The sequence below is a fragment of the Synechococcus sp. H55.9 genome, assembly GCF_047462355.1.
Lineage (GTDB): Bacteria > Cyanobacteriota > Cyanobacteriia > Thermostichales > Thermostichaceae > Thermostichus.
On the sequence record NZ_JANSJB010000016.1, the window covers coordinates 18152 to 24794 of the forward strand.

Consider the following 6643-nt stretch of genomic DNA (forward strand, 5'->3'; position numbering starts at 1 on the left):
GAGGATCACTTAAAGAAACTGAGTACCCCCACCCCGATCACCATCAGCACCCAGAGCAGGGATCCCACCAAAATCACATTCTTGGCCCGGCTCCAGTCGCTGGCCGAGCTGTAGAGCACCGGCACCGCCACCACCAGCAGCAAGCTGTACAGCACCAACACCAACAAAGCAATTTGGAAAATGAGCATCATGGTCTGGATCCCTCACAAAAGTCTTGTCTTGGATAAAAGCTCCCGACAACACCGGGCTACCCAACCTGATCCGGCTCGCTGCGCACCGGCGGCAGGGTAGATAAGATAGATAACGCTCTGACTATACCAAAACTGGGATCCCTCTCAAGGCCAGATCCGTCGGGGCAGCCGCTGGATGGATGAACTATCTAGATACAGACTGCATTCGGAAAGGGTTGAAGTCGGTTGCCACGTCAAAGTAGTCTTCCTGTTCTTGCTGCTTCAGCCAGCCGGTGATGGCGTAGGTCAGAGGCGTACAGACTGCCTCAACGGCACACTTGAACACGTAGTTGGAGACGATGAGGCTCACGAGACCGGGAAACACCCCCCAGAAAGCGATGAGAATAAACAGGCCCGTGTCCACCGCTTGGCCCACCAGGGTGGAGCCGATGGTGCGCGTCCACAGCCAGCGTCCCCGCGTCCACACCTTCAGGCGCGCCAGCACGTAGGCATTGGCGAAGCTGCCGCTCCAGTAGGCAATCAGGCTGGCCAGCACAATACGGGGGGTGAGGCCGAGGATCTGGTTGTAGGCTTCCTGATAGGGCCAGTCGGGGGCTGCCGGCAGGGATCCCACGATCATGAAGGTCGCCGACATCAGGGCCGCCGAGAAAAACCCCAGCCAGATCACCCGCCGCGAGCGGGCATAGCCGTAGACCTCCGTGAGAATGTCGCCGAAAATGTAGCTGAGGGGAAAGAGGATGGTGCCGCCATCGAAGGTAAACGGCCCCAAAAGCACGATCTTAGTGGAGGCGATGTTGGAAATCAGCAGCACGGCCACGAACAGGGCCGTCACCGCATCCAGGTGCCGATAGGCGCGCTCAGACATCAGGATCCCCCCAACAGTTTACGAATATGGCGCAGCTCCCTGACGATCAGGGCCAGGCCCTGGCTGTGCCGTTCCACCTCGCTGGTGAGCTTACGGATCTGCTCTTCCAGGTTAGCGCTATAAGATTCCTGACGCTCCAGGCGCTGGTTGAGGCTGGCAAGCCGCGTCACCACCTCCCGCTGGATGAGGTTTTCCGTACCTTGGATGAGCAGCGTCTCGATGGCGGTGAGCTTGTTCAAGAGCAATTGAGTGTTGGTTTCCGATCCGGGCTCCAGCGCAGCCGCCGGGGTCACTTGCAGGGCCTTTTGAATGCGAGCCAGAAGGGCTTCCGCCTCAAACGGCTTTTCAATGAAGTCAAAATCGACAAAAGGCTCAGGGATGCGGGCTGTTACCTGCTCTTTCATCCCCGACATGATGATGACGGGGGTATTCTTCAGGCTCTCTTCCTGCCGGATGGCCTGCAATGTGTCATAGCCGTCCATCTTGGGCATGACAAAATCCAGCAAGATCAGGTCGGGGTGATGTTTTTTGGCAGCCTCCAAGCCCGCTAGGCCATCTTTGGCCTCCAGCACCTGAAACTGGTCAGCCAAGATGCTGGCCACCATCTTGCGGATCATGATGCTATCGTCAATGACCAACACCGTCTTGGCTGTCATGCTCGGGGCACTCCCTTTTCTGTTCCCATCTGCTCGACCTGCTCAGCCCCTTCCTCCAGTGCATGGGGCATCGGGGACGTCCTTCCGGGGACACCAATAGAGTACTCTCCCTCTTAGGGAAGTGGGGTGTGATTGGCGATCTACAGCTCCAACTTCGCCGACTCTCCCAAGGCCCAGAACTTGCCGGTTTCCCATCGCTGCCTTGCTATAATCTAACGTAAACAAACATTAAGCATTCGCACCTTGCAGGGTTATGAGCCTACAGTTGAGCTCCGAGCTGTCGCTGCCGATCCCGTCTCCAGTCGGAGAAGCTGCCTACCGCACTTTTCAGTGGGGTAAAAATCTCTTTGGCTTTGCCCATAAGGCTCTCTCCACCCAGGCTTCGGAGCTGATGCTCTCGGTACTTAGGGATCTGCAGAGCTTCTCCTCCGGGAAAACCCTGCCGCCGCGGGAGCGAGTGAAGCTCAGCGCAGCTACTTTGCAAGAGTTGCGGGCTCGTTACGAACGGCTGCTCCAGGTCGATTGGCAAGATGCCGAGGCAGGTTATTACCCTCACGCGCTTCTTTTCGACAACCCCTGGCTGGACTTTGCCCGCTACTACCCGCAGGTATGGCTGGATCTGCCGCAGATCACTCAGCGGGTACACAGCAAGCGCTACCAAGAGTTTTCTCAGGACATCTCCACAGAAGGCTATCCAAAATACTACCTGCAAAATTTTCATTACCAAACCAACGGCTACCTGAGCGACAGCTCGGCTGAGCTCTACGACCTGCAGGTGGAACTGCTGTTTGGTGGCACGGCAGATGCGATGCGGCGGCGGGTGATCCGCCTGCTCAAAGATGCTCTCGATCCCGCCCTGTCGGCTCCCCACATTCTCGATGTAGCTTGTGGCACCGGGCGCACGCTGCGCCTGCTGCGGGGATCCCTGCCCAAAGCCGCGCTGTATGGTTTGGATCTTTCCCCTGCCTACCTGCGCAAGGCCAACCGGCTGTTGCAAGAGCTGCCGGGGGAGCTGCCGCAGCTCATCCGCGCCAACGCCGAGGCCATGCCCTACGCCGACGCCACCTTTGATGCGGTTGTCAGCGTGTTTCTCTTCCACGAGCTGCCCGGCCCAGCCCGCCAAAATGTCATCAACGAGATGAGCCGCGTGGTGAAGCCGGGGGGCGTGATCGTCATTTGCGACTCGGTGCAACTGCTGGACTCGCCGGAGCTGGAGGAGACGATGGAAGCTTTTGCGCAAACCTTCCACGAACCCTACTACCGGGACTACATCCGCGACGATCTGGGGGCGCGCCTGCAGCAGGCGGGCTGTGAAGTGTTGCGCCGAGAAACCCACTACGTCAGCGCCTACACCTTGGCCCGCAAAAGTTGAGCACCCTTCTAGGGGAACCCGCCGCCTGTAGCTAGCTTGGGTTTTTAAGGCGGTTGACCACCCGTGCCCCTCCAGGGAGGGACGGCACAAGGCCATCCCAGCAGGCAAGATATCAGCTTCTAATCCCCGCCTTGCAAGGTGGGGCCCTACGGCGCTAGCTGGTAAATCGGCGGTCACTTGTCCAGAGGGTGTATAGTAGTTTTAGACACGAAACCTTGGATAAGAAGACGGGTTGTTAACTGGATAACCCTTGGGCGCAAGTCCGTCTAAACTCTTTTCTTCCGCTTAGGCTCATGTCCCACCCCCATGGATCCCTCCGCGCCGGCATCACTGCTCTCAAGCAGGAGCGCTACCTGGAGGCGATCAATCTTCTCGAGTCGTTCTGCTACTGCTGCTCAATCCAAGAGAAGCAAGAGCGCAATGGCTCTAGGGCAAATCCGGAAGACTGCGCTTTGGCTCGTGTGGCTCTGGTCATGGCCTATCAGGGTAGTGGTGACCTGGAGCGCTCAATCGCCCTTTGCCAAGAGCTGTTGGAGCAGAAGGAAACAGTTGAGTCCACTACCTGGGCTCGGGAATGGGCAGCCCAGGCTCTGCCCACCCTCAAACAGGCTTCCGAACACGCCATGCCGCCTGAAGAAGTGATGGCGCGGCTGCCCGTCCTGCGGCAGTTGGAAGACTGTCGGCTCCTCTGTAGCTCCCGCGATCCGGCCCCGCATCTGCTTAAATCTGCCCATTTCTGAGGGAGAGGGCCTGCAGGGAAGGGTCCCTCTTAGCCGTGGATGTCCGGCCCTAGCCTCTATCGTTAGCAGCTTCATAGCAACTTTATGTCTGTTGTCGAGCCGATGACCTATCACTTTGTCGTTGCCAGCCTGTCTTTCTTACGTTCTGAGCCCCTGGAAGAGGTGCTGGAGGAGCGTCGCCGACACTACGAGGAGCGCCGCCGCCCTGTCGATTTCTTCTGGGTGCCGCAGCCGGCTTTTATGGAAGCCCCACCGTTGAAGCCTTTGCGGGACAAGCTGAGCGGCCCACTGGGGGCAGTGGTCTCAACCAACGAGGATTTCATTCGCTGGCTGAAGGTGCGCCTGACTTTTGTAGAAATGGGCAGCTTCGTGGCTCCTAGCGAGTCGATCCCGGATCCCTTGCGCTCCTTATCTGCCGACAAAGGGTAAGCCTGCCGATTCCTAAGATTTGAATGGGTTGAGGGGAGGGCAGGCCAGGATAAGATCGGGGCACCCCATACCTGCCCTTCTTGGCTGACGGGATCCTCCGTTGTGGGGCCGACGTCGGGGAAATGGGCAGGTCAGCCGCGGAGCACTATGACTTTATGACTTTGGAGCAACAATGGAACAGGCCGGAAGGAGGGGCAGAGGTCTGCCACCCCAACTCCTGCCTTCGGGATTTCCAGCCTGCATCAGCGCCAACTTGGGTGCTGAAGTCAGAAGCTCTCTTGCCTGAGCCGACAGCAAGCCCCACCCTGAGCTCGCCGGAGTGCTCCTCTGGGGATCCCTCACCAGATCCACTTCCCGAGGATCCCCAAAAAGAAGAGGAAAATCAAGGTTTATCTGAGCCGGGCCTGAGAAACTTTGTTGCTGTGCTGCGCCGACGCAATTTTCTGCTGCTGTGGACGGGGCAGGTGTGTTCGCAGTTGGCGGACAAAGTGTTGTTGGTGCTGCTGATTGGGTTGATTGCCCGCAAGTTTCAGCCAGAAGGAGCCTCTATTAGCGGTTGGGTCTCGGCCATCATGCTGACTTTTACGCTGCCGGCGATGCTACTGGGCAGCCTGGCAGGGGTATTTGTGGATCGCTGGCTAAAAAAAGGGGTGTTGGTGCTCTCCAACCTGGCGCGCGGGATCCTGGTGTTGCTGTTGCCGCTGCTGCTCTGGCTCACCGCCGGGCGCGACCTTTGGCCGGGGATCCCCTTGGGGTTTGTCGGGCTGTTGCTGGTGAGCCTTGCCGTCTCGACCCTGACCCAGTTTTTTGCTCCTGCTGAACAGGCGATTTTGCCCTTGATCCTGCCGAAGCGAGAGCTGCTGGCGGCCAATTCCCTCTACACCACCACGATGATGGCTTCGCTGATTGTTGGCTTTGCTGTGGGGGAACCGCTGTTAACCCTGGCGGATCATTGGGTGCGCCATTGGTTGCCGGGCTGGGAGGTGGGGCCGGAGCTGTTGGTGGGGGGAGCCTACCTCTTGGCCGGATCCCTGCTGTTGCTGCTACAACCCCACGAGAAGCTGGAGCCCCAGCCTTGGGAAGCCCCCCACCTTTGGGAAGATCTCCAGTTGGGCTTGCAATATGTCGGCCAGATGCCCCTGATCCGGGCTGCTCTGCTGCAGGTGGTGGTGCTCTACTCGCTGTTTGCGGCACTGGCCGTTTTGGCGGTGCGCATGGCCGAAGTGATGCCGGAGCTGAAGCCGGATCAGTTTGGGGTGTTGTTGGCCGCTGCCGGCCTGGGCATGGGGATCGGCGCCTTTTGGGTGGGGCATGCGGGCCGCCGGGTGAGCTGCCGCGCCTGGAGCGGGCTGGGATCCCTGCTGCTCTGTGGGTCTCTGGCAGCCCTATCTTGGACGACCCACTGGTTGTTGCTCAGCTTGGGCTGGATTGCTCTGTTAGGCTGTGGCGGGGCTTTGGTGGCGGTGCCGATGCAAACCTTGATCCAGGAGGAAACGCCAGATCATCTGCGAGGCAAGATTTTTGGGCTCCAGAACAATGTGGCCAATATCGCCCTCAGTTTGCCTCTGGTCTTGACGGGGTTGGCGGAAACCTACTTTGGCCTTTCCGGGATGTTTTTAGGCCTGTCTGCTCTGGCCGCTCTGGCGGGGCTGTACACCTGGAGCCTATTGGGCAGAGAAGGCCGGTGAAACCCTCTCAAAGCTGGGGCCAAGGCAGCAGCTAACTCTGCTACTCTTGTAGAGGCTCAAAAGTCGAGACCCTCCTTGCAGCTCGGCGCTTTGCCTTTGCGGGGATCCGCCCATGCACATCGCCTGGATAGGCAAGAAAACACCTTTCTGTGGCAATGTCACCTACAGCCGTGAGGTGACCAACGGCCTGTTGGATCGGGGACATCAAGTGAGCTTTTTTCACTTCACCAACGACGGCCAACCGCCCGCTTTGGATCCTGGAGGTGAAGGCTGGCGGGCAGAGCTGGATCGCCGCGACGTTTCCCTCCCCTGTCTGTATAAGTCGCAAATTTACACGATCCCGGCCCCCAACGCCAAGCGGGTGCTCACCCAGGCCCTCAGGGAACTGCAGCCGGATCTGGTACATGCCTCCTTGACGATTTCTCCCATTGACTTCGTGCTGCCGGAGATCTGTGGGGAGCTCAACCAGCCACTGGTGGCCACTTTTCACCCGGCCTTCGACCGGCGGCGGCGCAACATCGCCTCCCGCACCCAATACTTGGCCTATCAACTCTACGCCCCTTGTCTGGCCAATTATCACCGCACCATTGTCTTCTCAGAGACGCAACGGGAGATCTTGGTCAAACTGGGGGTGCGTCCCCAGCAGGTGGTGGTCATTCCCAATGGCGTGGATGTGGACAAGTATTCGCCTGGGCCTTCAAC

The 6643-nt window shown here is 58.9% G+C and carries 8 protein-coding genes; 5 read left to right on the forward strand and 3 right to left on the reverse strand.

What is annotated here, in order from left to right:
* Positions 1-5 precede the first annotated feature (5 nt).
* The 3 genes from psbZ to NW857_RS03905 form a co-directional block, all read right to left on the reverse strand.
* Entirely contained in the window at positions 6-191 is a 186-nt protein-coding gene (psbZ, locus tag NW857_RS03895; protein ID WP_414334060.1) for a photosystem II reaction center protein PsbZ, read from the reverse strand.
* 184 nt (positions 192-375) lie between these two features.
* Positions 376-1056, reverse strand: coding sequence for a queuosine precursor transporter (locus NW857_RS03900; RefSeq protein ID WP_414334059.1), 681 nt, complete (start codon positions 1054-1056; stop codon positions 376-378).
* Positions 1056-1712, reverse strand: a complete 657-nt coding sequence (locus NW857_RS03905; protein WP_414334058.1) for a response regulator — start codon at positions 1710-1712, stop codon at positions 1056-1058. Before NW857_RS03905 ends, NW857_RS03900 begins: the two co-directional genes overlap by 1 nt.
* A gap of 253 nt (positions 1713-1965) precedes the next feature.
* Here NW857_RS03905 and NW857_RS03910 point away from each other — a divergent pair, with 253 nt between their 5' ends.
* The 5 genes from NW857_RS03910 to NW857_RS03930 all read left to right on the forward strand — a co-directional run.
* Positions 1966-3084: a class I SAM-dependent methyltransferase gene (locus tag NW857_RS03910; RefSeq protein WP_414334057.1), complete on the forward strand. Its 1119-nt coding sequence runs from the start codon at positions 1966-1968 to the stop codon at positions 3082-3084.
* A gap of 293 nt (positions 3085-3377) precedes the next feature.
* Positions 3378-3824: a hypothetical protein gene (locus NW857_RS03915; protein WP_414334056.1), complete on the forward strand. Its 447-nt coding sequence runs from the start codon at positions 3378-3380 to the stop codon at positions 3822-3824.
* An 84-nt stretch (positions 3825-3908) separates the two neighbouring features.
* Positions 3909-4253, forward strand: a complete 345-nt coding sequence (locus tag NW857_RS03920) for an MgPME-cyclase complex family protein (RefSeq protein WP_414334055.1) — start codon at positions 3909-3911, stop codon at positions 4251-4253.
* Positions 4254-4375: 122 nt separating this feature from the next.
* Positions 4376-5941 (forward strand): MFS transporter, encoded by a 1566-nt coding sequence (locus NW857_RS03925; RefSeq protein ID WP_414337526.1) that lies wholly within the window; start codon positions 4376-4378, stop codon positions 5939-5941.
* Between the two features lie 112 nt (positions 5942-6053).
* Positions 6054-6643, forward strand: a 590-nt coding sequence (locus NW857_RS03930; protein WP_414368002.1) for a glycosyltransferase family 4 protein, incomplete at its 3' end; no start/stop codon positions are given.

Coding starts and splice junctions, on each gene's coding strand:
- psbZ (WP_414334060.1), bottom strand. CDS start 191: ATGATGCTCATTTTCCAAATTGCTTTGTTGGTGTTGGTGCTGTACAGC.
- NW857_RS03900 (WP_414334059.1), bottom strand. CDS start 1,056: ATGTCTGAGCGCGCCTATCGGCACCTGGATGCGGTGACGGCCCTGTTC.
- NW857_RS03905 (WP_414334058.1), bottom strand. CDS start 1,712: ATGACAGCCAAGACGGTGTTGGTCATTGACGATAGCATCATGATCCGC.
- NW857_RS03910 (WP_414334057.1), top strand. CDS start 1,966: ATGAGCCTACAGTTGAGCTCCGAGCTGTCGCTGCCGATCCCGTCTCCA.
- NW857_RS03915 (WP_414334056.1), top strand. CDS start 3,378: ATGTCCCACCCCCATGGATCCCTCCGCGCCGGCATCACTGCTCTCAAG.
- NW857_RS03920 (WP_414334055.1), top strand. CDS start 3,909: ATGTCTGTTGTCGAGCCGATGACCTATCACTTTGTCGTTGCCAGCCTG.
- NW857_RS03925 (WP_414337526.1), top strand. CDS start 4,376: ATGGGCAGGTCAGCCGCGGAGCACTATGACTTTATGACTTTGGAGCAA.